The following is a 25,448-nucleotide window of genomic DNA, read 5'->3' on the forward strand; positions in this document are numbered from 1 at the left end:
GACGCGTAGCTCAGCTGGATAGAGTACCTGGCTACGAACCAGGCGGTCGCAGGTTCGACTCCTGCCGCGTCCGCCACATATATCTTGGTGTTATATACACTGAGAGTAATTAAACCTAGCTTCGGCTAGGTTTTTTTATACCTGAAATATAGTGATAGCTATGATCATTGCTGTAATACTACTTCTTTATAGTCGAGTGGTTGTTATTTCACCGCTTGTTTAAATTCCTCTCATTTACATATCGTATTAAATAAGTACAAACTGTGCTAATAGTGGTGCTTTATTTACCGCGAACATTCCCATAAGCGACACATCCGTTTGATTTAATATTGCACTTAGCTCATCGGCTTTTATATGTTGAAAACCCGTTATAACTTTACTTACTATTCGGTTATGTTTTGCAACTTTGAGCATTAAATCTGATAGTTTTCATTCGTTGTTTTTATATTGAGTAAACGGCCATATATTTTCATGCTATGCAATAACGCCATCTTTGTGATGCATATAAATATTCACTAAATGTGCATAATTAACTGGTTATGGATATTGTATGCAAAATAATATATTTGGCTTGAGATGCTTATTTTTAGTGTATTTAATATTGTATACAATAATTTTGTATACAAAAATCATTTAAAATAGTGCGTAAAAGTCTGCATATTTTGAAAAATAAGGGTTTTTAGGTATTGACTGTATTTTTTTTTTCTGAAACGCAAAGAAATTGATTGATCTTTGACTATTGGAGTGATTATTCTAATTACATAATTTTAAGGTTGAGAATAACAATGGAAAATTTAGGACAATCATTTGTTGAAGCTGGAACTCTAATGTTAGCGGGTATGGTTTTCGTATTTGCTTTTTTAGGGTTATTAATTGTATTTGTTAATACCGTTTTAGCACCACTGGCAAAAAAGTATCCTGACCCAGTTATTCAAACAACTCCATCACGAGCTAGTAACTCAAAACAAAAACAAGTATCAGGGCTTTCTCCTAATATTGTTGCAGCGATTTCGTCTGCAGTTACTAAATATCGTCAACAGCACAACCAAAAATAAGGGCCCCCCATGACAAAGCAATTAGGCATTACCGAGGTCGTCTTACGAGACGGACATCAGTCTTTACTAGCGACACGACTTCGTTTAGAAGACATGTTACCTATTGCATCAAAACTTGATGAAATAGGTTATTGGTCAATCGAATCGTGGGGTGGAGCGACATTTGACTCGTGTATTCGTTACTTAGGTGAAGATCCTTGGGAAAGAATTCGCGCATTAAAACAAGCGATGCCAAAGACTAAGCAACAAATGCTATTTCGTGGTCAAAATATTTTAGGCTACCGTCACTATGCTGACGATGTTGTTGAGAAATTTGTTGAACGTGCTCATATCAACGGTATTGATGTGTTCCGTATTTTTGATGCAATGAATGATGTTCGTAACCTACAAACGTCAATTAAAGCGGCTGTTAAAGTTGGCGCACATGCACAAGGCACATTAAGCTACACTGAAAGCCCAGTACATACGCTTGAAGGCTGGTTAACGATGGCTAAGCAACTTGAAGATATGGGTGCACATTCACTGTGTATCAAAGATATGTCTGGTTTACTTAAGCCTTATGATGCTGCTGAATTAGTTGGTAAGCTCAAAGAAACCGTTTCATTACCAATTGCGCTTCATTGTCATGCAACAACTGGTTTAAGTATTGCCACTCAAATGAAAGCAATTGACTCAGGCGTTGATGTAATTGATACGTCTATTTCCTCAATGAGTATGACCTACGGCCATTCACCAACAGAAACCTTAGTTTCTATGGTTGAAGGTCAAGAGCGTGATACTGGTTTAGATATGGTTAAGCTTGCTGAAGTTGCTGCTTACTTTAGAGATGTGCGTGCTAAATACGCAAAATTTGAAGGTAGCTTAAAAGGTGTTGATGCGCGAATTTTATTAGCACAAGTACCTGGTGGCATGTTAACTAACATGGAAAACCAATTAAAAGAGCAAGGCGCTGCAGACAAATTTGATGAAGTATTAACTGAAATTCCAAAAGTGCGTAAAGACTTAGGTTATATTCCTTTAGTTACACCAACATCACAAATTGTTGGTACACAAGCAGTATTAAACGTATTAACGGGCGAGCGTTATAAGTCGATCACCAAAGAAACGGCTGGTGTATTAAAAGGTGAATACGGCGCAACGGCTGATAAAGTAAATGAGGAATTACAAGCGCGTGTACTAGATGGCGCTGAAGCAATCACTTGTCGTCCAGCTGATTTATTAGATCCTGAAGTTGAAAAATTATCAGCGGAACTAGAAGGTTTAGCGGCTGAGAAAAATATTTCGCTTGCGGATGAAAAAATTGATGATGTATTAACATATGCATTATTCCCGCAAATAGGTTTGAAATTCTTAGAAAATAGAAACAACCCTGAAGCGTTTGAGCCAGTACCTACTGCAGAGCCAGCTAAAGAAGCACCAGTAGCACAGCAAGCAACAGCAACTGAAAACTACGCAGTAAGTGTTGATGGCAAAGTCTACGACGTTGTCGTTGCACCAGGTGGCTCAATCGATAGTGTTACACCAGCCGCGGGTGACGAAGCAATTAAACAATCTGCCACGGTTTCTGCTGAAGAAACCTTAAACGCACCATTAGCCGGTAATATTTTCAAAGTATTGGTAAGCGAAGGTGATGTAGTCGAAGCGGGTGAAGTGGTCATTGTGATGGAAGCAATGAAAATGGAAACTGAGATCCGTGCTGTTAAAGGTGGTGAAATAGTTGCTATTCATACTAAAGAAGGTGACTCAATTGCAGTTGGCGCACCACTACTTAGCTTGTCGTAGGTGAAATAATGGAATCATTACATACTTTATGGCTCTCTACTGGCTTAGCTAACTTCACGGTTGGTCAAGTCGTTATGATGCTAGTTGGCTGTGGCTTATTGTATTTAGCCATAGCACGCAATTTTGAGCCATTATTATTATTACCTATGGGCTTTGGTGCGATATTAACAAATATCCCAATTGCAGGGCTTTCTGAAGTTGGTGGCATGCTGCATTATATTTATTATGCAGGTATCGATACTGGGATCTTTCCATTAGTGATATTTATGGGTGTTGGTGCCATGACCGATTTTGGCGCCTTAATTGCTAACCCTAAAATGTTGTTATTAGGGGCAGCCGCTCAGTTTGGTATTTTTGCTACCTTGTTTGGTGCTATTGCGCTTAATGCGATCCCTGGCATTGAATTTACCTTAAAAGATGCGTCAGCCATCGCTATTATTGGTGGTGCTGATGGCCCTACAGCAATCTTCTTAGCGTCTAAACTTGCACCTGAGTTATTAGGGGCGATTGCGGTAGCTGCCTATTCATACATGGCGTTAGTACCAATTATTCAGCCGCCAATTATGCGTGCGTTAACTAACGAAAATGAACGTAAAATTGAAATGGCACAGTTACGTAGCGTAACGAAAATTGAAAAAGTGATGTTCCCATTAGGTGTATTGCTGATGACGATTTTCTTCTTACCAGCGGCAACACCGTTAGTTGGTATGTTCTGTTTAGGTAACTTAATGCGTGAGTCGGGCGTAGTTGACCGTTTAAGCTCTACGGCACAAAATGAACTGATTAACATTACGACTATTTTCTTAGGGTTAGGTGTTGGTTCAAAACTAAGTGCAGATGCTTTCTTAAATGTGGAAACATTAGGTATTTTAGGTTTAGGTGCGGTTGCCTTCTCAATTGGTACAGCGTCAGGCGTACTAATGGCGAAATTAATGGGTAAATTCTCATCTACGCCAATTAACCCATTAATTGGTGCGGCGGGTGTTTCAGCGGTACCAATGGCAGCTCGCGTAGCAAATAAAGTTGGTTTAGAGTCTAACCCACATAACTTCTTGCTAATGCATGCAATGGGGCCAAACGTTGCAGGTGTACTTGGTTCAGCGGTTGCAGCAGGTATACTACTAGCGCTTGTTGGCTAATCTATTAGTAAATAACTACCAATAAGTTGTAAACAAAAAAAGGGACAATGAATTGTCCCTTTTTTATTGCGTCTTTAAAATTGGTGGTAATATGCTTCTAGCTTCTAGCTTGGTTATGGGTGCAATTTAAACTGTTGCCAACTGTCATCTTGTTTTTCAAAACAAATACGATCGTGTAGGCGACTTGCACGACCTTGCCAAAACTCAATATAACGAGGCTTTACCCGCCAGCCACCCCAGAACTCAGGTAAGGGGACTTCTCCTTGTGAAAACTTTGTTTTGAAGTGTTTTACTCGCTCTTTTAACTCGTCTGGGTAGGCAAGTTTTTCTGATTGCTTGGATGCCCAAGCACCCACTTGGCTGCCATGATCACGACTATGAAAGTATTGCTCTGCCTGAGCTTGGCTTACGCGCTCAACTTTGCCTTCAATACGAATTTGGCGTTGTAATACATTCCAATGAAAAAGTAATGATATTTTATTGTTGTACTCAAGCTCTTGGCTTTTTCGACTACCAAAATTGGTATAAAAAACAAAACCGTCTTGATCATATTCCTTTAGTAACACCATGCGAGAACTTGGTTGCCCGTCTGCAGAGCAAGTACTAACCGACATTGATTCGGGCAATAAAATACCTGATTGGTTGGCTTCTTTAAACCACTGTTCGAATAATGCTAACGGTTGAGTTTCTGGTGATATTTCTGGAAGCGGTAACGCGACCCCTTGGCCAAATGTTAATAGGCAGCGCAGTTTTTCGTAAAGAGTCATAATATCGTAATTGTGAATACTAAAGGTCTATTGTAGCAGTTTTACATGGCTAGCAAAGTGGCATTCGCTAAGAATTGATGATTTTATTACAACACAGAAAGTCCATTTTCTCTGTAAAAAATTAGGTGCTGTATTAATACTTATAAGGTGATGAAGTGGGCGTTAAATAATTAACTAATTAACTAATTGATCGTTAATATATAGCGATTTAGGACTAAAGATCCCAATCGTCGTCTGTGCCTTCTAATAGCTTTTTAAGTCTTTTCTCTTCCATTAAGTCATCAAGACGTTTATGCAATTTGGCGTTTTTTATGGCAACTTCACCATCAGGTAAGTCTTTCTCATAATCCAAAGGATCATTATTTTTGCGGATATCATCGGTTGAATTGATGCTCATACATGTCCTCTTTTAAGTTGTAGTTTTTACCTTTATATTTGCTCATTTTAAAAGGTTAAAATCAACGTGAACATTGTTATTTTATTCTTGATATAGCAATCAGTTAGTAAAATAATATTGTTCTTATCATTCACTTTAACCGAATTGGAGATGATTTTATTTGTCTCCGCTAAGGTAAAAAATAGAAGCCGTTTATTCTTTGAACATAGGCAATGTTTATATTTTTTTCAATGAAATTTTAACAAATTTTTTATCAATTTTAAAAGCTACACCAAAAAAAACACCCCGTTAATACGAGGTGTTTTAGATTGATGTTATTGAGCTAAAAGGTTAATCCCAACCTTCAACACCTTTCATGTCTGGTAACTCATGTGCGATACCTTTATGACAATCGATACAAGTTTTATCGCCACTTGCGAGTGAGGTTGAATGTTGCTTAGAAGCGCGACTACTTTGTTCGGTAAAGTCCATGTAATCGAAATTATGGCAGTTACGACATTCAAGTGAATCGTTCGCTTTTAAGCGGGTCCATTCATTTTGCGCGAGTCGTTTACGATGCGCTAAGAATTTTTCACGCGTATCAATCGTGCCAAATATCTTACCCCAAACTTCTTTAGACGCTTGCATTTTACGTGCAATTTTATCGGTCCATTTATGTGGAACGTGACAATCAGGACATGTCGCTCTAACACCTGAACGGTTTGAAAAGTGAATGGTTGTTTTCATCTCTTCATACACGTTGTTTTCCATTTCATGACATGAAATACAAAACTCTTCAGTGTTAGTGACTTCTAGTGCGGTGTTAAAACCACCCCAGAAAATAATACCTGAGATGAAACCACCAATCACTAAAGCACCTAAGCTATAATAACCACTTGGTCTTCTTAGTGTTTGCCAGCCAATTTTTAATAAGTTTTTCATCTCGGCTCCTATTTTTTAGTCGCTGATTTTTGCTTCATTAAACTGTGCATATCAATAAATTCATTCTCAACTAGAGGCTTAGCATCAAGCTGAGTAACGTGGCATTGGTCACAGAAATAACGACGAGGTGAAATTTCCGCTAAGAAATTACCATCACGGTCCATGTAGTGAGTCACACTAACCATAGGAGCTTGTGACTTCTCTGTTTGGTTACGGCTGTGGCACGACATACATTTGTTGGTATTTAAATTAATATAATAATTTCTCGTTGAATGAGGAATTATTGGTGGTTGCATCGGGTAGTTACGACCTTGTTTGATATCCTTATTATTCACTTTAGGAATAATGTCTGGAGTATTCTGTACATCAAGCGCAGTGTTATCACGTAACGTTGCAATATCTTTAGCTGTTTCTGCACTTGCCGCAAGAGGTGAAAGAAGTACCGTTAAAATCAAACCGCTCTTTACTAATGTTTTGCATTTATTAATTAGATTGCTCATGGTTCTTCTCCTAAACTTTCACAACTTTAACAGCACATTTCTTAAAGTCAGTTTCTTTAGATAGAGGATCTGTTGCATCTAAAGTTACTTTGTTGACTAAGCGACTAGCATCAAACCAAGGCATAAATACTAAACCTTTTGGTGGCTTATTACGGCCTCGAGTTTCAACACGAGTTTGAACTTCACCACGACGTGAAACAATTTTCACTAAATCGCCACGGCGCATTTGTCGTGCTTTTGCATCGTCTGGATGCATGTAAACCAATGCATCTGGTACAGCTTTGTATAGCTCAGGAACACGTTGAGTCATCGAGCCTGAATGCCAATGCTCTAATACTCGACCTGTTGATAACCATAAGTCGTATTCTTCGTCAGGAGACTCAGCAGCAGGCTCATACGGAAGTGCAAAAATTACAGCACGACCATCAGGCTTACCGTAGAAGTCAAAATCACTGCCTGGTTTAACGTACGGATCTTGTCCTTCTTTAAAGCGCCATAACGTTTCTTTACCATCAACTACTGGCCAACGTAAACCACGGGTTTTATGGTAAGTATCGTAAGGTGCTAAATCATGTGCTTTACCACGACCGAATTCGGCGTATTCTTCAAATAGACCTTTTTGAATGTAGAAACCGAAGTCGCGAGATTCATAATTTAGACGATCTTCAGGGATCTCATCTAACTTATATTTGTCAACTTTACCGTTGGCGTAAAGAATATCGAATAAGGTTTTACCTTTATATTCTGGCTTTTTAGCAAGCAATTCTGCTGGCCATGTTTCTTCTACTTTAAAGCGTTTAGAAAATTCAACTAATTGCCATAAATCAGATTTTGCACCTTGTGGTGCTTCAATCATTTGGTACCAAGCTTGGCTGCGACGTTCCGCATTACCGTAAACACCTTCTTTTTCAACCCACATTGCTGTTGGTAAAATCAAATCAGCAGCTTGTGCTGTAACGGTAGGGTAAGGGTCAGAAACAACAATGAAGTTTTCTGGGTTACGGTATCCTGGGTAACCTTCTTCATTCATGTTAGCGGCTGCTTGCATATTGTTATTACATTGCACCCAGTAGAAGTTTAGCTTACCGTCTTTAAGCATACGGTTTTGAAGAACCGCGTGGTAACCTGGTTTTGGCGGAATAGTGCCTTCAGGTAATTGCCATTTTTCTTCAGAAAAATCACGGTGTTTCTTATTCATTACCACCATATCTGCAGGTAGACGGTGAGCAAAAGTACCTACTTCACGCGCTGTACCACAAGCCGAAGGTTGGCCTGTTAATGAGAACGGGCTGTTACCTGGAGTTGAGATTTTACCTGTTAACAAGTGAATGTTATAAATCAGGTTATTTGCCCAAACACCACGTGTATGCTGGTTGAAACCCATGGTCCAGAAAGAACATACTTTACGATTAGGATCTGCATATAATTCAGCTAGTTCTTTCAAGTTAGCTTCTGGCACGCCTGATAACTTTGAGGTGTACTCAGCGGTGTATGTGCTAACGAATTTAGCGTATTCTTTAAAGCTAATTTCGCTTGAACCACCTGCTTTATCATTGTTTTTAGCTTTTTGCTCTAATGGATGCTCAGGGCGTAAACCGTAACCAATATCAGTATTACCTTGTCTGAAATTAGTGTGCTTGTTAACAAAATCTTTGTTTACACGGTCGGTTTGAATAATATAGTTAGCAATGTAGTTTAAGATTGCTAAATCGGTTTGTGGCGTGAAAATCATGCTGTTATCAGCAAGTTCAGAGCTACGGTGTTCAAAAGTTGATAATACAGCAACTTTTACATGAGGTGCACTTAAGCGACGGTCAGTAATACGCGTCCATAAAATAGGGTGCATTTCTGCCATGTTTGAACCCCATAATACCATCGCATCAGTGGCTTCAATATCATCGTAACAACCCATTGGCTCATCAATACCGAAAGTACGCATAAAGCCTACCACCGCTGATGCCATACAATGGCGAGCGTTAGGATCAATGTTATTACTTCGAAAACCCGCTTTGTATAATTTAGCTGCAGCGTAACCTTCTTGAACAGTCCATTGGCCTGAACCGAACATACCTAAACCAGTTGGGCCTTTGTCTTTTAATGTTGCTTTGGCTTTTTCTTCCATCACATCAAAAGCTTGTTCCCAAGAAATTGGCGTGAATTCACCATTTTTGTCATATTTGCCATTGCTCATTCTTAATAATGGCGTGGTTAAGCGGTCTTTTCCGTACATGATCTTAGATAGGAAGTAACCTTTAACACAGTTTAGGCCTTTGTTGACTGGTGATTTAATATCACCGTGGGTAGCAACAACTTTGCCATCCATTACACCAACATTAACACTACAGCCAGTACCACAAAAGCGACAAGGGGCTTTGTCCCACTTGAGCTTAGTCATGTCACTGCTAGTAATTAAATTTGAAGCAGCAACAGGTACTGAAACACCTGCGACGGCTGCGGCGGCAGCTACTGCGTTAGCTTTGATAAATTCTCGGCGATTGATCGTCATAGTCTCACCTTCTATTAGTTTTAGTTTGATTATTCATTTAAAAATTGATGGTACACCGGAGCAAGGTTTAGCAAACCTTTATGGTGTCGTATTGTGTCGATTAAGTTGGCAATTTTTTTTTGGTTTGTTGCCTCAAGTGTGAAAACGATTTTGCCGATATCGCTTGTTGCATGAATTTCAGCACCTTCAAGCTGATTGATTTCATGCTGAATTAATTCGATTTGGTCAGGCATAGCATGAGCGACATAGCTCGCCACATGATACTCTTCATCGTTTACAATTTGTTCAGACATATGGGGTTTCCATTTCGTCAATAAAGTTAATTGCATCTTGTGGGCAAGTTGTAATACAAGCGCCACAGGAGGTGCAATCAGTTAAGTTGAGCTCCGGTTGGGGAATGCTGCTATTTACAAACTTAAAGCGTATTGCTCTAGTTTCACAAACATCTTGGCAACTTTGACAATAAATATTGTTGGTCGCTAAGCATTTGTTTGAAATATTAATGTGTGCAGGCCATGGCGCAGAATTTTTTTCTTCTTTAAAAAGAGGTTGTTCGCAGGCTTCAACACACGCATTACAAAAAGTGCATTCTCCACGATTAAAATCAATTTTCGGAAATCCTTGTTTATCACGAACAATAATATTGGTTTCACAAACACTTAGACAGTCTTGGCATTGATTACAATGCTGAGTAAAGACATCTTCGCTTACTACCCATGGTAACCTTAGTGCATGTTCTTGCTTAATTTTGCCGCGAAATAGGTTTCGTCTTGATGGATTTTTAATCGTTTCCATTTGAAATTAGCCTAGGCTGTAGGTGGACCGAATAGTATTTGGCTAATCCAAACCAAAAAGCCAAATCCGCCAACGATAATCACGGATAAGATTGGGGCTAAAAATACTGCAAGAAACATGAAAGTATTACGTTCATGTTTGCGTTGAGTTTCATCATTTTGTGCTTCGCTCATAATATTCTCGCAAACGTGTTAATAATTGTGTGCAATTGTGACAGTAATTGTTCAAATTCAGTTGATCAAGATCAATATCACATTCATTTCCACATTATTTATGTGGGATAATTTACTTTATTTTTGGGTTTAATAGAGTTTAGTTCAGATTTTTGGCTTTGCTTGCTAAACTGTTTTTTTTTATAGACTTAGTTATTTTTATGCATCAGTCCTTTTTAGTATGGCTTAACCATCTTACAGATTTGTTACAAATAAGAAAACACCGAAGTTTAGTGATTTTAAAAGGTGACAATTTATGGTTGAAAAATCAGCTATTGTCAGCCAAGTTGATTACTGAAAAAGGGCATGCAAATGGGCAGGGTATTGGCATATTTTCTGACCATAAAGATATTGTCGGCAATATTACGCGTCAAACTTATCGTTCTTTACTCGGTACCGAACAAAACCAGCTTGTTTATTGTGATAGTCAATTTGATATTGATGCTTTGGCGGCTTTGTCGGGCACCTTAGTTGCCGGTGGTGTGATGTTAGTTGTGCTTTCTGAGGCGCAATGTAGCTCGCGATTTGTTGATCGATTTTTAAACTTGTTAGCTGCCGAAGACACTAATTTTTTAATTGAGCAAGGCAAACCTTTACCGTCATTAGATGAACTGGATAATAAAAAGCTGAAGCAAGGTGACGATAATTCGAGCGAGCAATTAAAGCCTTCACACCCACTTTGTTATTCAAACGAACAAGAAAATGCGGTTAAATTGGTATTGAATGTCGTCACCGGACATAGGGATCGTCCGTTAGTATTAACCGCAGATCGCGGTAGGGGAAAGTCAACAACTCTCGCTATTGCATGTATCGACATTTTAGCGCAAGCAAAACAATTTCAACATATTGTGGTAACCAGTGGCAATATTTCAGCCTTGTCGGTGTTTTTCCGTTTCATAAAGCAACATTTAGCGGATGCGGAAATTACCAATAATAAAGTTGAGCACAAAAATGGCATTATTGAATTCTTGCCGATTGATCAGTTGCTAGAGCATCCACAAGCCATTGCTTTATTGTTAGTCGACGAAGCCGCGGGAATTCCTGTTTATTTATTAGAAAAGCTACTACTTAAATATCACCGCACAGTCTTTGCCTCAACGGTTCATGGGTACGAAGGTGCAGGGCGTGGATTTACCTTAAAATTTGCCAAAATTTTAGCTAGCTTGCGCCCACAGTGGAGAAAAACGAGTTTAACATCGCCTATTCGATGGGCTGCTAACGATCCCCTTGAAGGTTTCATTTTTAAAAGCTGTTTACTCAATGCTGAACTTGGCGCATTGAATAACAGCGAAGTCGTTACTGAGTCATTAACCTCTTTAAGCTTTCGGATCGTCGGTGCTGATGAACTTGCCACTAAACCGGCTTTGCTGAGTGAAATTTTTGCAACCTTAGTAACTGCTCACTATCAAACAAGCCCGAGTGATTTAAAACAATTGCTGGATAATGACAAGGTTAGTATTGCCGTATTAACATCAAATGAAAAGGTGGTTGCTGTTGCGATGTTAATGGCAGAAGGCTTATGTTGCGGCGAAGATGTATTAGCGGTTAAAAATAGTCAAAGGCGATTAAAAAACCAGTTTTTACCGCAGTCGTTATTTAGTCATTGCGGTATAGAAAACGCCTTTGATTTCCATTATTTAAGGGTGATGCGCATTGCCGTTCATCCGCAGCTGCAAGCACAAGGCATTGGCAGCCATTTTATTAGGCACATTGTCGACTACGCTAAAATTCATCATGTTGATTTTGTTGGCTCAAGCTTTGGTGTTAATAAAAGCTTATTGAATTTTTGGCTTCAAAACCACTTTTCATTAGCGCGTATCGGCTTTACTAAAGATAAAGCCAGTGGTGAACATTCGGCACTTGTGCTTAACGCGTGTTCAGCAAAAGCTCAGGCTATTTTTACTGAAATCACGACACTGTTTTATCGCCAGTTCGACTATTTGTTAACTGACGAGTATCAACAATTAGATGCCGAGTTAGTTTGGCAAATTCTCCATGCCATGCCGAAATCTGATCAGCGCATTTTAACGAACTTTGATATCAACACAGTGCAAGATTTTTCTGAGTGCACTCGTCTATATAGCGCCTGTGTATATTCACTGCACTTGTGGTTAGTTAACCATTGCCAAGACGAATTTTCGGTTGATGTTCTGCCCTTAATTACACGTATTTTGCAAAAAGAGTCAATCAAGCATACCTGCCAGTTATACGGATTTACCGGTAAAAAAGCGCTCAACCAACACTTAGTTAGCTATATTGGCAATGACATCGATAAATCACTCAATCGCTAGATTATTGGCAACCCAGCGCCAGTATTTTTGCATACGTAAATACTGATAATAATTATCGGGATCGCTCTCTAGTGCCAAGTGAGTTAAACGCTCGGTGTAATAACAAATGACATGTGCTGAACGTTTACAAGGCGCTTTGCGAAAGCTATTCATTAAAATAGTTAACCAAGCTTCAATATGTTGAAAGTTATGATGGGCTGTTACATGCATGACTTTTGCTCCGCTGACAGACTAGTGGTTAATAATGATTGCCATAATACTCGTTTAGTATTTGCGTCTAGGCATTTGCACTCAGCGACTTTTAACAGTCCTGAATTTAACAAGCTCGCTAACACCGTTGATGAGATCTCAAGTTTGACTTTATTTGAGCCATTATCAGCTCGATTTTCGGTATTCATCTACGACTCCAATTACTATTTGTTTGTATAAAGTAGAAGAAAAAAACACCAATTGCAAATGATAATTATTATCATTTGTGTTTTTTTGTTACAGCTCAATAAAAAGTTTATCGGACATTGATAGTGCAGCGCATTTCCTTGTCAGTAGAGACTCGTTACAATAGTGCATAATACAAAGTAAAATTACCTAAAGGATACTGCATGCAACCTGTTATCACGGTTGAAGCTCTCGTTAAAACCTATAAAGATGTTGTTGCGGTAAACAACATTAGTTTTAACATTGAAAAAGGTCACTGTTTTGGTTTGTTAGGGCCAAATGGTGCAGGTAAAACCACTACCATAGAAATGCTTGAAGGGATTATTTCGCCAACAAAAGGGCAAATTTATTACCAAGGCAAAGTATTAGATAAAGCCATGTTGGCTAAAATTGGCATTCAGTTTCAACATACTGCGCTGCAAGACTTTCTTACTGTAAAAGAAACCCTAAAGTTATTTTCATCGTTTTACGATAATGCGCTGCCATTGTCTGAATTAATTAACTTGTGTGACCTAGGTGACTTTCTTGACCGAGATAACCGCAAATTATCGGGCGGTCAACGACAACGTTTGTTGCTAGCTATCGCCTTAATCAATGATCCTGAAATTGTCTTTCTTGATGAACCAACAACTGGGCTTGACCCACAAGCGCGCCGTAACTTTTGGCAGCTAATCAAAAATATCAAAGCCAAGAATAAAACCGTTATTCTGACCACGCATTATATGGATGAAGCTGAGCAGCTGTGCGATGATATTGTGATCATGGACAAAGGTGAAATTATCGCATCAGGTACACCACGTCAGTTACTCGATAAGCACTTTGACGATGTCTTTATTTATTTACCCGTCACACAAGTTAGCGATGAATTGATAACGCAATATCAGTGGCAAGTGCAAGACGATCGGGTTGAAATAGCGACCAAAAACGTTGAACAAACCTTGCAAACGTTAATGTCGCACAATATTTCATTGCAAGGTTTACATGTAAAGTCGGCTAATTTAGATGATTTGTTTTTAAAATTAACCGGTCATTCGTTAAGGGAATAGTTTTGATAAATTTCACTCGTTTTTTTGCTGTTGTTAAAGCACGTAACCTTGAATTTTTCCGTGACAAGTCGTCGTTAGGCTGGAATTTATTTTTCCCTGTGCTGTTACTAGCAGGGTTTTCGTTAGTATTTTCTGGCGAAGGTAAGCCGGCTTATCAAGTTGGCGTAATAAACCTTGAGCAAGTTGAATCGCCATTTATCCAAACGCGTTATATCGACTTTATTAATTATGATGTACTTGAGCAGGCGAAAACAAAACTCGAACAACACAAAATAGATTTAGCAATCGATTTTAGTCAGCAAACCTATTGGTTAAATGAAAATTCACCGAGTAGTTATTTAGTTGAAAAAATCTTTTTAGGCGAGCATAACAATTTTACCCGCGAAGTGACTCAAGGTCGGCAAATTCGCTATGTTGATTGGGTATTGCCGGGCATACTTGGCATGAACATGATGTTCAGCTGCTTATTTGGTGTTGGTTACGTGATTGTTCGTTATCGTAAAAACCACGTACTAAAACGCTTAAAAGCGACGCCGCTAACAGCACTAGAATTTGTCTCTGCGCAGCTAGTCTCGCGTATGTTCATTGTTATTTTTATGTCGAGCGTTGTTTATACGGGCTGTAATTTTATGTTCGACTTTTATATGTTGGGCAGTTACTTCGATTTACTGGTAGTGGGAATGCTTGGCGCATTTAGTTTACTGTCGATGGGGCTATTAGTGGCGAGTCGCAGTAAAAGTGAAGAGCTAATTGGTGGTTTGTTAAACCTTACTTCATGGCCGATGATGGTGTTGTCAGGTGTTTGGTTTAGCTTAGAAAGTGCGCCGGATTTTGTTAAAACCCTCGCTGACTTTCTTCCGCTTACCCATATAGTGACAGGGGCGAGAAAAATCATCACCGAAGGTGCAAGCCTAGCGGATATTAGTTATCACCTATCGGTACTTGGCATTATGAGCACGATATTCCTATTATTAGGGGCTTATTTTTTCAGTTGGAATACCGAGCGTTAAGCGTCGGTATTTAAGCTTTTGTTTGGCGCTTTACCAATTTTTAGTGCTCTAGCAATATTTAACGCTCTAGCAATATTTAACGCTCTAGCAATATTTAACGCTCTACCAATATTTTGGATCATCAAGGGCGCTAACACATTTTGCTGGTTCGTTAATTTTAGCAATCGGCTCATGGTTAAGTGATTGCGCTAGCCAGCCATGCGGAAAGCTTAATGGTTGCGGCGCTTTAATGATGCTTTCATCAATCGGCTCAAAACCTACTTTATTGTAGTAATTAGGGTCGCCATAGGTAAATAAAATTTCAACACCGTCCTGAGTTAATTGCTCAATTCCAAAGCGAATTAACTGTTGCGCAATACCTTGTTTTTGATGGTTTGTGGCTACAGCAACCGGCGATAAAATAAAGGCACTTTTCTGGTTTGCTAACGTTATTTTGCTAAAGAATATCGCGCCAACCAGCTCACTTTGCGGATGTGCGGTAAACCTATTGATACCAATTTGGTTAAATAAATGATCACTCAGCTTGAGATAAAACGCTTTAATGCAAGGCGCTTGTTTTTAGGAAGGGTTATTCCCTTTCAAAAATAAGTAACAAGGCAGTAAAGTGTTTTTGCCAAGCCGTTTCGGAGCTTTTCAGCGGCCCGATAACAACACTAAATTTATCTGATATAGAAATGACTATACCTGCAAAAATTTAGCGAGTTCTAGCACAGCTGAAATAGCTCTGAGTTGATCATGTTATTAATCAGATTGGTATAAGTCATCGGCCTTGGTGGTTTGAATTAACTCGCTAACAAGTTCACCGATTAACCTTCCTTCTGTCTCACCTTCTGAATCTGAAAATACTTGCTGAAAGTGTGCAATAACCACTGGTGATTGTCCTGAATCAAATTGTGCTAACTGCACAATAAACCTCTTTAGCTTAAGGCCGTTGATGAATAAATAATGCACTTTAGCACAAAGTTTCCGTGCGTGTTTTTACAAAATGTTCGCAAAAAGCGAGTGGTAACTGATAGTTATTTGGGGTTATTCATCTGTTGTTGGCTGTAGTGACAACATGCTAGTAAATAGCGGCTGTTTTCTGTTTAAATGATGCAAAGTCGGCAAAAAATAGTGCGAATTATTGGGAGCAAAGTAGATACTGCTTGTTTGAAAGCTCCAAGCGTAGAAATTGTTATTTATATGCGTGGGTGCTATAGAAACTGCTGAATGTTTATCGTTAGTATCTGCCGTTTGTGATTGTTCATAAAAGTAGCCGTAGGTGAATACAATCGTTAATACAATAAGGTAATGAGGAATAAAATCTTTCCACGTACGTTGCATGTTTTTTAAAATATGTTGCTGCCCTGCAGGCATTTTTGCTAACGGTGTGTGTTGCGTATTTTCAGCAATAGCATGGTCGTCATCTAACTGAGAGTTTGGGCTATTTTTCATTAAAAAGTCGTTTATATACGGGATAAGATGGCTGAGCGATTGTAGCAAAGCTGACTTTGAAAGGTGAGCTTTTTTATTTGCGAAGTGCTAGGTTTGTGTTCATGACAACGACTGTAATGAAAGCCGGCTAAGTTTAATTCTTAACCAGCTCTAAGTAATTACCTGTTAAAACTGATAAGAAATATTCGCAGAAATAGAACGTCCTGCTTCAGTAACATCTTCCAAGGTTGAGCTGTCAGCGTGACCTGCGCCATTGACATAACGCACATATTTTTTGTCGGTTAAGTTGGTGGCGGCAAAATTGACTTTTAACTGATCGTTAAACGCATAACTTACTAATAAATCGACTGCGCCGTAACCCGGTAGAGCAACATTGCCATCGTTAACTTTATTCATGCTAGCTGCCCAATTGAGGATCAAATCAGCTGATAAACTTTCTTGTTCAAAGCTAATGCCCGTTACGCCAGATAAAGGTGAAATGCTTTCTAAATAGTCACCCGTTTCCTTATTTTCACCGTCTTGATAGGAAGCATTGGTAAATACTGAAAAGTTATCGTTTACATGGTAGCGCAACGACGCTTCAATGCCTTTAATGGTAACCGCATCAATGTTTTGATATTGATAAACCAATACTTGCGACTCTTGTCCGGTATAAGGGTTCATTTGGCTTTCAATATCAATAAGCTGTGTTGCTAAGAAGTTATCGTATTTACTATAAAATACTGCGGCACTGAAAAAGAAGTCGTCAACATGACCACGTAAACCCAGCTCAAAGGTATTGCTTTCTTCAGGTGCTAAATCATCACTTGGCACAATTTTATAGCCATAGAGTGAATTGTCATGATTAATGTAAGCTAGGTCATACGCGGGCACTTTAAAACCTTGGCCGTATTGGGCAAACGCGGCAACAGTATCGCTAAATTTGTAAAGTGCGCCAATGTTTAATGAAATATTGCTTTCATCAAACTTTTTATAAGCTTCACCGTCTTCTTTTAGTGCGCCGTTAGGGTCCATTTCATATTGGTCAAAACGTGCGCCTGGCGTCACGATTAAGGTATCGTTGAGTAATGAAATTTCATCATTAATGAAAAAGCCAGCACGAAAAACATCAGTGGTTGGGAATTTCTCGCTTTCTTGCGGGTAACCAGGTTTTGGCTCGCCTTCTACTGCGTACAGTTTCATTTCTGTACGAGTTGAGGTTGAGTCTTCCACGTCTAATCCATAACCTAAGGTATGGTGTTGATTTAAGGTTTTACTGGCGTGTGATAAAAAGCCTTGGGTTTCTTGCTTATAAATCGAACTTTTCCACATATCGCGTATTTCGACAATTGGGAAACCAAAGTTTGCATCTATGTCTAACTGGCCATATTCAACATCGTTTTGCTCAGTATCATTGCTGTAAATCGACACTGATAATAAATCGTAAAACGCGGTTTTTGTTTCGCTGTGGTAACGAAGCTGTATCGAGCGGTTGTCTTGTTCGCTTTTGCTGCTTTCATCTAAAATGGTGTAACCTTCTAAATCGCGAAAATATTCAAGTAAACCATAAGCGATATCACCTTTAACGTCTTGATTCCATTGATCAACTGTTAGACTAAGATAGTCATTATCATTAATGTTATATTTGCCTTTGTAGAAAAAGCTTTTAGATTCAATATCTAAACTTGGCTTGGTATTGTCGTAGCTTTGCGCTTCTTCACCATCACGTAGTGAAATATTCAGTAAGTGTTCGATAGCACCAGTTTCAAGGGCTAATGTACCGGCGACACTGCTTTGTTTGCCTTGATCGTCGTAACCGAATTTGATTTTACCACCAACTTTGTCACCTTCACTTAGATAGTCGCTGGCATCTTTGGTGGTAAATACCACAATGCCGCCAAGCGCATCTGAACCATATAATGACGACGCAGCTCCTTTTGCCACTTCAACTTGTTTTAAGATATCGGTTTCAATAAAACCACGGCCAACAATATCGTTTAAGCCGTCAGCGCCATAACCTTCATTCATGCGCATGCCGTCTTTGATCATTAAAACACGATCTCCGCCCATACCACGGACTATAAAGTTCTGTGCGCCGCCAACACTGCCGCTAACTTGAATACTCGGGTCATATTTAAACAATTGGTTCATGCTATTAACCGCTTGTTTTTCGATATCTTCTTCGCTAATTACAGAGATACTACCAGCAACATCTTTTAAGGCTTTTTCGGTTTTTGTACCGCTAATAACAATGACTTCTAAGTCACTATTAACGATATCGTCAGAAAGTGAACCGTCGGGTAGGGTTTGGGCAAAACTTAATGGGCTAAGCACGCTAACAGAAGCCATCGCTGTGGCTAGGAGTGTGCGCTTGAATGTGAACATCTTTTTTCCTATCAAAATTTATATCGCTCGCAAGCCGTTTATTTTCGCGAAGGAATCGCGACTACTAACACTTAAGCGAGTGGATATTTGGGCTGCATTTTCAAATCTTTTTTACCATACATAGATCAAATATAAATGTAAACACAAATGATAATAATTATCATTTGAATTCTGGTTTGTGTGGTTGTACAATCTCAGCGCTTAAAATAAATGAGGTATTTAGCAAGGTGACAATTCAATTTTTAGAACTAACCATGGCTCAGGCGTCTGAGCTACTTATGGCGCCAGTCATTATTTTAATTTGTGCATTAGCCGTGTATGCGCTTTACATGGTTGGGCGTTTTTGCTCGCAGTGGGTGTTGCGTAAAAAAGCGCGTTTAGATTACAGCAGGCAAATACATCAGCTAGATAAAGTGCAGATAACCACACACGCGGGTTACCCCATTCATAACTATTTTATCAATAACCCGAGCGCTAGCGACGACGAGCTAGAAGTGGTTGCCTTAAAGCAGTTAGAAAACCTGCGCATAGTGACGCGTATTGCGCCAATGCTGGGCTTAATTGCCACCATGATCCCAATGGGGCCAGCTCTGCAAGCCTTAGCCGATGGCAATATTCAAGGCATTAGTGAAAACTTAATTATTGCCTTTGCTGCGGTCATTTGGGGCTTAGCTATTTCAACCGTAACCTTTTGGCCGGCGTCGGTTAAAAAGCGTTGGTGTGCTAACGAATTGATTAATATTAGAAAAATCAAAGAGGCGATGTAATGCGTTTTTTAGATGAAGATGAAGAGTTAAATCCGATCGTCAGTGCCGTGAATTTAGTGGATGTATTTTTGGTGATTATTGCAGCACTGCTGATTGCGCTTGCGCAAAATCCATTAAATACCTTTTCCAGTGATGACGTTACCGTGGTGAAAAATGCCGGTAAACCGAATATGGAAGTTATCGTTAAAAAAGGTAAAGAAATCAAACAGTATAAATCAACCGGCGAAGTTGGCTCTGGCGAGGGCATGCGCGCTGGTGTCGCTTATACCATGGCTGATGGCAGTTTTGTTTATGTGCCAGAAGACGGTACATCTTCATCAAAGCAAAACAGTACGAGTAAATAAACATGTTAAAAAATATAATCTTAGTAGTGGCAACGCTAATAACACTAGTAGGTTTTAGTGTCTCGGCGAATGACAAACCGACCGTATTGTTGATGATGTCGTCGCACGCATCAAAACCTAAAGGTGAGTTACTGCTTAAACTTGCCAGTGAGCAACCGTTTAATTTGGTGAACTTTGTTGCAACCGGAAAATCTGACGAGGAAATTAATCAAGCATGGTCACAGGCCAAGTTAGTGATGTTAGATGGCATCAACCCTGAGCTGTCAAAATTTATGTTTGCTAAATATCAAAGCAAACTGAGTCAATTTCCAAAGGTTGCAGTGATCTCACTAGGCGATCTAAAAAATAGCGCAATGAATCAAGGCTTAACCGCCGCGCAAAGTAGGCAATTAGGTGGCTATTTCAATAATGCTGGCAGTGATAACTATGCCAATATGATGCAGTTTATTGCCAGCGACTTTTTGGCTTTATCATCAGTTAACGCGCCAGCACCGATAGACGTACCAGAGGTAGGTTTATATCACTATAACTATGCGGGCAAAGTGACTGCCAATGCCGATGATTTTTTTAATTTTATTAGCGCTGGAAAAAATCAACCGGTGATCGCAATCGGCATGCATCGCAGTGTGGTTGATTATCAGCAAAGCCAAATTGTTGATGCACTAATTAAAGGGCTAGAAGAAAAAGGCGCTAAAGCGTTTGGTTACTTTTTTGAAGGTGAAGACAAAGCGCTTAATTACACTGATTTATTAATGACTGAAACCGACAATGGCTTATCTTCTCGGGTTGATTTAGTGATTAATTACCGCTCGCTGCATTATGTTGAAAAACGCAGACAAGAGTTTGAAAAACTGGGTGTACCGGTTTTGCATGCCCTTAATTACACTGAAGGTGATCAAGCTGCGTTTGAGCAAGACCATGCCGGTGTTTCGCCATCGCTTACGCCATTTTTTTTAGTGATGCCAGAAGACACCGGTAGCGCCGATCCAACCATTATTGCTGCCAATGATAAAGGCACTAAAGTGGCGATAGATTATCAATTGAATGCTTTAGTTGAGCGTGCATACAATCACGCCAATTTAATTCATATTGCAAATAATGAAAAAAAAGTTGCTACCTTTATTTGGAATTATCCTCCGGGTGAGAAAAACATCGGCGCCGCGTTTTTAGATGTGCCGTCATCAATTGAAAACATTAGCCAAGCGATGCAAGCGCAAGGTTACAACGTTGAAGTGCAATCTCATCAAACCTTAATTGAAAATGCCGGCAAATTATTACGCCCTTATTATCGCGGTGAAGATGCTGAAGCCTTGATCGCTCAAGACTTAGCAGAGTACATGCCGTTATCAACTTATTTGAACTGGTTTAATGCGCTGCCAGCATCGGTTACCGCACCTATTGTTGAGCGTTGGGGCAAACCTGAAGAAAGCGGCATGTTACGTAGCGCCACGATTAATGGCGAAACCGCACCAGCTTTTGTGATTCCGCGGATGAATTTAGGCAATATGGTGGTCTTGCCGCAAGGCGTACGTGGTGAAAATGCTAAAGAGCATGCGAATTTATATCACAGCACCAAAACACCCATTAATCACAGCTATTTGGCGATTTATTTATTTGCCCGAGAAACCTTTGGCGCTGATGCTTACATTCATTTAGGCACCCATGGTTCACAAGAGTGGTTAACGGGGAAAGAACGTGGTTTATCTGTTTATGATGCGCCAAGTTTAGCACTTGGCAACTTACCGGTATTTTACCCCTACATTATCGATAATGTGGGTGAAGCGATGCAGGCAAAACGCCGCGGCCGAGCGACTATGATCAGTCACTTAACGCCTGGGTTTGCCAAAGCCGGTTTATATACCGAAGTTGCTGAGCTAAATGAAAAAATCACCAACTATTTAATGTTATCTGACGGACAAACGCGCGCTAATACCCAAGCTGAAATTATCGACATGGCCGAGCAGCTAAATATGCTTAATGATTTAGCGATTGAAAAAAGCGAGTTAGCGGCTAACTTCGAACAACATATTGCGAAAATACAAGATCATTTAAATGCATTGGCGCAAATGAGCCAGCCGTTAGGTGTGCATATTTTTGGTGACTTGCCGCAAGAGTCTCACTTGTTTAGCACCATGTTGCAAATGTTGGGTGACGATTTTACCGAGCGAGCAGCAACTTACGAGCAAGCGCATCAATTAGCGGTGCCAGCGGCTCAGCAGTTTGACCAGCGCAATGTTAAAAACTTAGCAGCGCTTGACGGTTTTCAGTTGCTTAAAACCTACATTAATGCGCCAGAGTCGCTAACCGATTTAGATGAAAGCTTACAGCAAGACCTACAAACGGCTCAGCAATATTGGCAAAATTTTCAAGCCATTGCTGAAACACAAAACTTGCTTGGTGCATTGTCCGGTCAGTACATTCCGGTCAGTTATGGTAACGATCCTATTCGTAACCCAGAGGCTGCGCCAACAGGGCGAAACTTGATCGGCTTTAATCCGGCGAAAGTACCATCAAAAGAAGCTTATGATGCGGGTGTAACTTTAATGGAGCAAACCATTGCTGCCTACCAAGAAAAACATGGTAAATACCCAGAGAAACTCGCGTTTTCGTTATGGTCACTTGAAACCATGCGTCACCAAGGCGCGTTAGAGGCGCAAATATTACATGCGCTCGGTTTAAAGCCTAAATGGAACCGCCAAGGCAATGTGGTTGATGTTGAAGTTATCCCGTATAGCGAGCTAAAACGCCCACGCATTGATGTGGTAATTTCAGCAACGGGTTTGTATCGCGACGCGTTTCCGAATGTGATGTTATGGCTGGCTAAAGCCATCGATAAAGTGGCTAAAATGAAAGAAGATAATAACTTTGTTTATCGCCATGCTAACGCCTTAAAGTCGGAATTATTGGAAAAAGGTAAATCTGAAGCTGATGCAGATTACTTATCATCTATTCGTATTTTTTCAAATGAAACCGGTAATTACGGTACAGGCTTAGCGAGTAGCTCGCTCGCCTCTGATACTTGGGAAACCGATGATAAGCTTGCTAATTTATACCTAGATCGCATGGGCTACGCCTTTGGTCATGACGAAAAACGTTGGAGTGAAAATGTTGGCGATGCCTTTGGCGACGGTGAAGGTTTATATAGTAAGGTGCTCTCAGGTACTGACGGGGTGATATTTTCTCGCTCGACTAACCTTTATGCCTTGATGACCAATGACGATCCGTTTCAATATTTTGGCGGTATAGGCTTAGCGGTCAGGCATTTAGATGGCGCAACGCCAGAAATGTATGTGTCAAACCTGCGTAAAAAAGATCAGCTAAAAACGCAAACCTTAGATGAATTTGTGAATCAAGAAATGCGCAGCCGTTATTTTCATCCACGTTGGATAAAAGCGATGCAAGACTCAGGTTATGCAGGTGCAACCGCGATTTTAGATCGCATGAATAACATGTGGGGCTGGGAAGTGATGGCACCAGAAGCGATTCGTGATGATCAATGGCAGGAGTTTTTTGAGGTCTATGTTGATGACAAATACCAAATGGATATGCGTGAGTTTTTTGAGCAGCATAACGCTGAAAGCTTAGCGCAAATACTTGAGCGTATGCTCGAAGCAGTGCGCAAAGGTTATTGGCAAGCCGATGAAGAAACCATCAAAAAAATGGTTGAAACCTATAGCGAATTGGCAACCGAATTTGATGTTGCTACCGACAATGAAAAGTTCAATGAATATATGGACGAAGCGGCAGCGGGCTTTGGTTTAGCGCCGCTGTCACAAGCGTTAGCACAAGCATTAGCTCAGCCGACAGCATTAGAACAGCCAAATAATTCCGCAACTCAAGCGGCTGAACAAGTCACCGGACAAAAGCTGGAAGAGCAAGCTAAAGCCGAGCCAGTTGAAACCGACTACACCATTGTTTATTGGTTAATGCTGATTTTTGTGGTTGGCTTCTCGAGCCAATGGTTTCAATCTAAGCAAAAAGTCAGTTTGTTATTACCATTACCTGAAAAGCCGAAAAATAATCGTGATATAAAACAGGCAGCTTAAAAGCATAGCTCATACCTTAAGTGATGATTTGTTTAGGGTCTCTTGAGCTTTGTTCAATAATTCAGCTGAGAGATAAAATCGTCTTAATCAAGGCGAAAATTATGCAATTTAGTCATCTAAATCAATGATTTTCAACGCTGAGTAAGGCGATTTTAGCCTTCAGCCCTACGGGCAATGGTTCTTTTTAATGCTAGCGGCATTAGCATTCATTAAAAATAACCTATTGCTGAAAATATAAACAAAGATCAACAGACCCTAAGGTATGAGCAGTAATTTTGCTGATATTCAGTTATTATTAAGGTGATGACTACGACGATTAGGTTTTTATTTTGCTGTTAAAAATTGCGGGTTTATTTTTTGTCGCGCTTGCGATGTTAGGTGCAGTTTTACCTTTACTGCCCACAACACCTTTTGTTTTGGTGGCGGCTTGTTTTGCAAAATCGTCTCCTAGACTCCATAAAATGTTGTTAGAAAATAAAGTTTTTGGTCCGCTAATTTATCACTGGCAAGCTTCTCGCAGCATTCCTAAACGAGCTAAAGTGATTGCCTTACTTTCTATGGTACTTGCTGGGGCGTGGTCGTGTTATATCTTGCCAAGTCTATGGCTGAAGGTTTTAGTGGTGGTATTAATTGCTGGGCCATTTATCTTTTTATGGCGCTTGCCTATTTCTGATGGCAACTATAACCCTTAAAATTAAGTTTTAAGGGTTATCGATTAATCAGCGCATTATGCTAGCTTCTAGCTTCTAACTTGCAGCTTCTAACTTGTTGCTTGTTGCTTCTAACTTTTAACTTGCCGCTTCAAGCTTGTCACTTTTAACTATTTCTAAATCAAGCTAAAGCTTTACCAACTAGCGCGGCAAGATGATCTGGCAGAGTTAATGATAAGGCAATTTCGTGACCTTTATCTGACATTTTTCGCCAAGTTAACTGCACAATTCTGACAATCTTTTCTTCGGTGTGTTTGGCGGCAAAGGCGTCAAAGTAATGCATTAAAAATACTAAACAAGCGACATCTTCGAGGGTTTGTGTATCGCTGTTAGTTTTTAGTTTTTCTTTACGAAGAATACAGGCGGTTTGTTCGGCTTGTTCTTCACTGTAACCATGTTCTAACATCAATTCTTTAGTTAATTGGGCATGGTATTTACCTTGTTCTTTACGCCACGTTAAATAACCTGCTTTGCCGGCGGGAAATTCTGTGCGTTTTAAATGCCAGCGCTTAATATGCTGGGCACGAACGGCAATTTGTAATAGCTCATTGGCTTGCGGCCAATATTGATCTAAACAAGCACTCATATAATGACCATAAAGTAATTCGTTGGCTTGTTCTTCGTTGTCAATTAGCGTTTTATTTGGATCTTGGGCATTAACCGCATCGATAGCTGAAAAAATGTGTTGTAGCTCAGAGGTCGACATTATGGATTCTCATACCGGAAAAAATAGCAGTATAACACTGCTCAAAAATTTGTCTTATGCAATGTTTTGCTATTTTATCGCATAAAAAACGATGTTTATTTATTGATACTTGAAAATTTCATCGCCGATAAGGCGTGGTTAACAAAAATAAGCTACTTTTCTAAACAATGATCCATAGATCATATTGTCGAACTGACGCCTTTTACGTATAATGCGTTCCC

The 25,448-nt window shown here is 39.8% G+C and carries 26 protein-coding genes; 10 read left to right on the top strand and 16 right to left on the bottom strand.

The features are described 5' to 3' along the window. Positions 1 to 785 precede the first annotated feature (785 nt). From ACRRSQ_RS14085 to ACRRSQ_RS14095, 3 genes are read left to right on the top strand one after another with little or no spacing between them, the layout of a single operon-like run. Positions 786 to 1,055: an OadG family protein gene (locus tag ACRRSQ_RS14085; protein ID WP_440876396.1), complete on the top strand. Its 270-nt coding sequence runs from the start codon at positions 786 to 788 to the stop codon at positions 1,053 to 1,055. Between the two features lie 9 nt (positions 1,056 to 1,064). Further along, positions 1,065 to 2,837 (top strand): sodium-extruding oxaloacetate decarboxylase subunit alpha, encoded by a 1,773-nt coding sequence (gene oadA, locus ACRRSQ_RS14090; RefSeq protein WP_440876397.1) that lies wholly within the window; start codon positions 1,065 to 1,067, stop codon positions 2,835 to 2,837. Between the two features lie 8 nt (positions 2,838 to 2,845). After that, complete coding sequence (locus tag ACRRSQ_RS14095; protein ID WP_440876398.1) at positions 2,846 to 3,976, top strand: sodium ion-translocating decarboxylase subunit beta; 1,131 nt, start codon at positions 2,846 to 2,848, stop codon at positions 3,974 to 3,976. A gap of 113 nt (positions 3,977 to 4,089) precedes the next feature. Here the strand turns inward: ACRRSQ_RS14095 and pdxH are convergent, their stop codons facing one another. From pdxH to napE, 8 genes are all read right to left on the bottom strand, one after another. Beyond that, positions 4,090 to 4,743 (bottom strand): pyridoxamine 5'-phosphate oxidase, encoded by a 654-nt coding sequence (gene pdxH, locus ACRRSQ_RS14100; protein ID WP_440876399.1) that lies wholly within the window; start codon positions 4,741 to 4,743, stop codon positions 4,090 to 4,092. A gap of 214 nt (positions 4,744 to 4,957) precedes the next feature. Beyond that, positions 4,958 to 5,140 carry a PA3496 family putative envelope integrity protein gene (locus tag ACRRSQ_RS14105; RefSeq protein WP_440876400.1) on the bottom strand — a complete coding sequence of 61 codons (183 nt, stop codon included), beginning with the start codon at positions 5,138 to 5,140 and terminating at the stop codon, positions 4,958 to 4,960. A 330-nt stretch (positions 5,141 to 5,470) separates the two neighbouring features. Further along, positions 5,471 to 6,061, bottom strand: a complete 591-nt coding sequence (locus tag ACRRSQ_RS14110; protein ID WP_440876401.1) for a cytochrome c3 family protein — start codon at positions 6,059 to 6,061, stop codon at positions 5,471 to 5,473. An 8-nt stretch (positions 6,062 to 6,069) separates the two neighbouring features. Continuing rightward, on the bottom strand, positions 6,070 to 6,561 hold the full coding sequence (locus ACRRSQ_RS14115; protein ID WP_440876402.1) for a nitrate reductase cytochrome c-type subunit: 492 nt from the start codon (positions 6,559 to 6,561) through the stop codon (positions 6,070 to 6,072). A 10-nt stretch (positions 6,562 to 6,571) separates the two neighbouring features. Continuing rightward, positions 6,572 to 9,067, bottom strand: a complete 2,496-nt coding sequence (gene napA, locus ACRRSQ_RS14120) for a nitrate reductase catalytic subunit NapA (RefSeq protein ID WP_440876403.1) — start codon at positions 9,065 to 9,067, stop codon at positions 6,572 to 6,574. A gap of 29 nt (positions 9,068 to 9,096) precedes the next feature. Beyond that, positions 9,097 to 9,360, bottom strand: coding sequence for a chaperone NapD (locus tag ACRRSQ_RS14125; RefSeq protein WP_440876404.1), 264 nt, complete (start codon positions 9,358 to 9,360; stop codon positions 9,097 to 9,099). Further along, complete coding sequence (gene napF, locus ACRRSQ_RS14130; protein WP_440876405.1) at positions 9,353 to 9,862, bottom strand: ferredoxin-type protein NapF; 510 nt, start codon at positions 9,860 to 9,862, stop codon at positions 9,353 to 9,355. Before napF ends, ACRRSQ_RS14125 begins: the two co-directional genes overlap by 8 nt. Positions 9,863 to 9,873: 11 nt before the next feature. Continuing rightward, complete coding sequence (gene napE, locus ACRRSQ_RS14135) at positions 9,874 to 10,035, bottom strand: periplasmic nitrate reductase, NapE protein (protein WP_440876406.1); 162 nt, start codon at positions 10,033 to 10,035, stop codon at positions 9,874 to 9,876. A 299-nt stretch (positions 10,036 to 10,334) separates the two neighbouring features. Here napE and ACRRSQ_RS14140 point away from each other — a divergent pair, with 299 nt between their 5' ends. Continuing rightward, entirely contained in the window at positions 10,335 to 12,365 is a 2,031-nt protein-coding gene (locus tag ACRRSQ_RS14140) for a GNAT family N-acetyltransferase (RefSeq protein ID WP_440876407.1), read from the top strand. Here ACRRSQ_RS14140 and ACRRSQ_RS14145 read toward each other — a convergent pair. Both ACRRSQ_RS14145 and ACRRSQ_RS14150 read right to left on the bottom strand, forming a co-directional pair. Next, entirely contained in the window at positions 12,351 to 12,575 is a 225-nt protein-coding gene (locus tag ACRRSQ_RS14145) for a hypothetical protein (protein ID WP_440876408.1), read from the bottom strand. The two genes, ACRRSQ_RS14140 and ACRRSQ_RS14145, sit on opposite strands and share 15 nt — an antisense overlap. Further along, positions 12,566 to 12,763, bottom strand: coding sequence for a hypothetical protein (locus tag ACRRSQ_RS14150; protein ID WP_440876409.1), 198 nt, complete (start codon positions 12,761 to 12,763; stop codon positions 12,566 to 12,568). The genes ACRRSQ_RS14145 and ACRRSQ_RS14150 overlap by 10 nt, the downstream gene beginning before the upstream one ends. A gap of 201 nt (positions 12,764 to 12,964) precedes the next feature. On the opposite strand from ACRRSQ_RS14150, the gene ACRRSQ_RS14155 reads away from it, so the two are divergent. Next, complete coding sequence (locus ACRRSQ_RS14155) at positions 12,965 to 13,846, top strand: ABC transporter ATP-binding protein (protein WP_440876410.1); 882 nt, start codon at positions 12,965 to 12,967, stop codon at positions 13,844 to 13,846. Between the two features lie 2 nt (positions 13,847 to 13,848). After that, a complete protein-coding gene (locus ACRRSQ_RS14160) occupies positions 13,849 to 14,856 on the top strand; it encodes an ABC transporter permease (RefSeq protein WP_440876411.1) in 1,008 nt (335 codons plus the stop codon). On the opposite strand, the gene ACRRSQ_RS14165 is transcribed toward ACRRSQ_RS14160, so the two are convergent. From ACRRSQ_RS14165 to ACRRSQ_RS14185, 5 genes are all read right to left on the bottom strand, one after another. Further along, positions 14,853 to 14,978, bottom strand: coding sequence for a hypothetical protein (locus tag ACRRSQ_RS14165; RefSeq protein WP_440876412.1), 126 nt, complete (start codon positions 14,976 to 14,978; stop codon positions 14,853 to 14,855). The genes ACRRSQ_RS14160 and ACRRSQ_RS14165 overlap by 4 nt on opposite strands. After that, positions 14,959 to 15,399, bottom strand: a complete 441-nt coding sequence (locus ACRRSQ_RS14170; RefSeq protein ID WP_440876652.1) for a GNAT family N-acetyltransferase — start codon at positions 15,397 to 15,399, stop codon at positions 14,959 to 14,961. The genes ACRRSQ_RS14165 and ACRRSQ_RS14170 overlap by 20 nt, the downstream gene beginning before the upstream one ends. 198 nt (positions 15,400 to 15,597) lie before the next feature. After that, positions 15,598 to 15,762 (bottom strand): hypothetical protein, encoded by a 165-nt coding sequence (locus ACRRSQ_RS14175; protein ID WP_440876413.1) that lies wholly within the window; start codon positions 15,760 to 15,762, stop codon positions 15,598 to 15,600. A gap of 120 nt (positions 15,763 to 15,882) precedes the next feature. Further along, the gene (locus tag ACRRSQ_RS14180; RefSeq protein WP_440876414.1) at positions 15,883 to 16,290 is read right to left on the bottom strand and encodes a hypothetical protein; all 408 of its coding nucleotides are present in this window, start codon (positions 16,288 to 16,290) and stop codon (positions 15,883 to 15,885) included. Positions 16,291 to 16,455: 165 nt separating this feature from the next. Further along, the gene (locus ACRRSQ_RS14185; protein WP_440876415.1) at positions 16,456 to 18,654 is read right to left on the bottom strand and encodes a TonB-dependent hemoglobin/transferrin/lactoferrin family receptor; all 2,199 of its coding nucleotides are present in this window, start codon (positions 18,652 to 18,654) and stop codon (positions 16,456 to 16,458) included. 227 nt (positions 18,655 to 18,881) lie between these two features. Here ACRRSQ_RS14185 and ACRRSQ_RS14190 point away from each other — a divergent pair, with 227 nt between their 5' ends. The 4 genes from ACRRSQ_RS14190 (at position 18,882) to ACRRSQ_RS14205 (ending at position 24,503) form a co-directional block, all read left to right on the top strand. Further along, positions 18,882 to 19,421, top strand: a complete 540-nt coding sequence (locus ACRRSQ_RS14190; protein ID WP_440876416.1) for a MotA/TolQ/ExbB proton channel family protein — start codon at positions 18,882 to 18,884, stop codon at positions 19,419 to 19,421. Then, positions 19,421 to 19,765, top strand: a complete 345-nt coding sequence (locus tag ACRRSQ_RS14195; protein ID WP_440876417.1) for a DUF2149 domain-containing protein — start codon at positions 19,421 to 19,423, stop codon at positions 19,763 to 19,765. Before ACRRSQ_RS14190 ends, ACRRSQ_RS14195 begins: the two co-directional genes overlap by 1 nt. 2 nt (positions 19,766 to 19,767) lie before the next feature. Further along, positions 19,768 to 23,811: a cobaltochelatase subunit CobN gene (gene cobN, locus ACRRSQ_RS14200; RefSeq protein WP_440876418.1), complete on the top strand. Its 4,044-nt coding sequence runs from the start codon at positions 19,768 to 19,770 to the stop codon at positions 23,809 to 23,811. A gap of 329 nt (positions 23,812 to 24,140) precedes the next feature. Then, entirely contained in the window at positions 24,141 to 24,503 is a 363-nt protein-coding gene (locus ACRRSQ_RS14205) for a YbaN family protein (protein WP_440876419.1), read from the top strand. Positions 24,504 to 24,642: 139 nt separating this feature from the next. Here ACRRSQ_RS14205 and ACRRSQ_RS14210 read toward each other — a convergent pair whose 3' ends face one another. Beyond that, the gene (locus ACRRSQ_RS14210; protein WP_440876420.1) at positions 24,643 to 25,227 is read right to left on the bottom strand and encodes a DUF4202 domain-containing protein; all 585 of its coding nucleotides are present in this window, start codon (positions 25,225 to 25,227) and stop codon (positions 24,643 to 24,645) included. Positions 25,228 to 25,448: the final 221 nt, after the last annotated feature.

It is taken from the genome of Thalassotalea sp. PLHSN55 (assembly GCF_052030545.1).
Lineage (GTDB): Bacteria > Pseudomonadota > Gammaproteobacteria > Enterobacterales > Alteromonadaceae > CANMXU01.